The organism is Sphaerochaeta sp. S2 (assembly GCF_016406725.1).
Lineage (GTDB): Bacteria > Spirochaetota > Spirochaetia > Sphaerochaetales > Sphaerochaetaceae > Sphaerochaeta.
Window position 1 is genome coordinate 1 of the sequence record NZ_JAEKNT010000540.1, and the last position, 2,291, is coordinate 2,291.

General features: G+C 39.5%; 2 protein-coding genes and 1 pseudogene. 1 reads left to right on the top strand and 2 read right to left on the bottom strand.

What is annotated here, in order from left to right; all coding sequences use genetic code 11:
- The first annotated feature begins 602 nt into the window (after positions 1-602).
- Positions 603-1,520 (top strand): transcriptional regulator, encoded by a 918-nt coding sequence (locus tag JF818_RS15965; RefSeq protein ID WP_198893035.1) that lies wholly within the window; start codon positions 603-605, stop codon positions 1,518-1,520.
- A 93-nt stretch (positions 1,521-1,613) separates the two neighbouring features.
- On the opposite strand, the gene JF818_RS15970 is transcribed toward JF818_RS15965, so the two are convergent.
- The gene (locus tag JF818_RS15970; protein ID WP_198893036.1) at positions 1,614-2,051 is read right to left on the bottom strand and encodes a V-type ATP synthase subunit K; all 438 of its coding nucleotides are present in this window, start codon (positions 2,049-2,051) and stop codon (positions 1,614-1,616) included.
- A 31-nt stretch (positions 2,052-2,082) separates the two neighbouring features.
- Positions 2,083-2,291: pseudogene (locus tag JF818_RS15975) on the bottom strand (ATPase); the annotation flags it as partial.

Sequence of the window (2,291 nt, forward strand, 5' to 3'; positions counted from 1 at the left end):
GTACACTCCTTTTTTATAGCTACAATTCCCAATGAATTGTTAGTTTTTTCAATACAAATAGACACTTTCCAAGTTCATTTTGATTAGCGCTCTTTGTAATCATCAAGTAATCACTATTGAACATGATTTACTTAAAAATTAATTTCTATCATTCATATGTTAACTTTTCTGTTCGCGGTAGCTTGTTTCGAGCGAACTCGCTTGCATCTGGTAAGGTCCACATTGATTCAAATCGCAGAAATACTTTGAATATTGCGTTTACTAGTACATCATGTAATGATTTTATTTGTTATTATTTTCCATTGAATCAATGTTTTGCAAAAATTTCCCAGATATATGCAATACATCTTTATATTGGATTTTGTATCAGTAAGCGTAACGCAATATAGCCTCCCATAATCAAATAGTTAAATTCAAAATATCAAATATATTGATTTATACCCAATTATATGGTACGAAATTTGTACTGTCAACCATTATTCTTTTTAACAAAATCTTCTGTACTACTTCAAAGAATAAATATATCAAGATTGTTGATTGAATGATTGTTGTAAATGAAATATTATGATAAATTACAGGGAAATTAATATAGAGGATGCATCATGCAAGGAAGGATAATGGTTATTAATCCCATCACAGACATGGATGTTCTGAAGGGATTAGCATCTCCAGTGAGAGTCAGCATACTGAATGAATTGCGTAAAGGTGAAAAGAATGTAAATGAGCTTTCCAGCATTCTGAATCTCCCGCAATCAACCGTAGCCACAAACATCATGACCCTTGAGAAAGCCAATCTTATAGAAATTGATATTAGAAAGGCTACCAAGGGAAATCAGAAAGTATGTAGAAATATATACGATGAATATGTGATCAATCTAGGAAACAAAGAAGAGAGCAATGATGAAGTGGTAACAGTAGAGATGCCAGTAGGGTTATTCATTGAATATAATGTTTCAGCCCCATGTGGTATGTGTACCACCGAGAAAATTGTTGGCTATCTTGATACCCCTGAGTCATTTCTTGAACCTGAGAGAATCAAAGCAGGACTGCTATGGTTTGAGAAAGGATATGTAAAATACCAGTTCCCGAACAACTCATACAACAAGAAGAAAGCAGTAAAAAAGCTTGAGATTGTGGTGGAACTTTCATCCGAAATTCCTGGCACCAATCCTAAATGGCTTAGTGATATCACCCTATCAATCAATGAACGTGAAGTGGGCACATGGACAAGCCCCGGAGACTTCGGAGATAAACGAGGAACGTTTACTCCTGAATGGTGGAAGCTCAAAGGCTCTCAATATGGTTTGTTGAAAACATGGACTGTAACAGATGAAGGTTCTTTTGTGGATGGCATGAAGATTTCTGATCTAAAAATCAAAGATCTAGCACTTAATACCCACCATTCAATAAAAGCATGTTTTGCTGTAAAGGAAGATGCGGAGAATGTAGGTGGGATTAACATCTTTGGACATGGTTTTGGTAACTATAGCCATGACATTCTCTTGAATCTCTATTTTTAAATATTATTATTATTTACTATCATAGAATTTATTGCATAATGGACACCCGTTTGGGTGTCCATCTCTATTGTGAACCGTTGTTCGGTAATCTGCTTATTGCAAGGCAAGCAAACTGAAGACCAAGGTAAAGAGAGCAACTGTCTCAACAATACCGATAACGATAAAGTAGTTAGCAGTACCCTTTCCAGTCTCAGCAAGTGCATCACATGCGCAGGCAGCAGTCTTTCCCTGCATCCATGCAGAGAGTCCGATAGCTGCACCACCGAATACACCAACGCCCAATGCCAGGGTTGATGAGGCCCCTGCAGCAATGGCTGCAGCAATGAAGTTCATCAAGAGGAACCCGTAAATGGTCTGGGTAAGCGGAGCACCGGCAAATGCAACCATGATGAACGGAGCAGGTTTACCGTTCGCGTAGCACTTCTTCCAACCACCAACTGCTGCCTGGGCAGCAGCGCCAGCACCAAGTCCCGACCCTAGAGCCGAGAGAGCCAATGCACATGCCAATCCAATAAATTCCAAGTTTCCCATGTGTTTCTCCTTAGTTGTTACCAAACAACGATCAGTTTTCTTCCACCGTTTGGGTAAACGGTTCATATGCGATCCCAGTCCACTCCATGCCGAGCTGACCGGAGAACTCCAAAAGATTCAGGCGCACACCGTGCACCACTACACTAAGCAATCCCATCACAATATTGAGAGAGTGCCCGATAACCAGAACCAAGATTCCAGCAACAAGTGCAAACCCACTGAGCATTCCACCTGCCATAC

What these genes read in the sequence shown, in the direction of transcription:
- JF818_RS15965 (WP_198893035.1), top strand. Translation starts at nt 603, where the DNA reads ATGCAAGGAAGGATAATGGTTATTAATCCCATCACAGACATGGATGTT.
- JF818_RS15970 (WP_198893036.1), bottom strand. Translation starts at nt 2,051, where the DNA reads ATGGGAAACTTGGAATTTATTGGATTGGCATGTGCATTGGCTCTCTCG.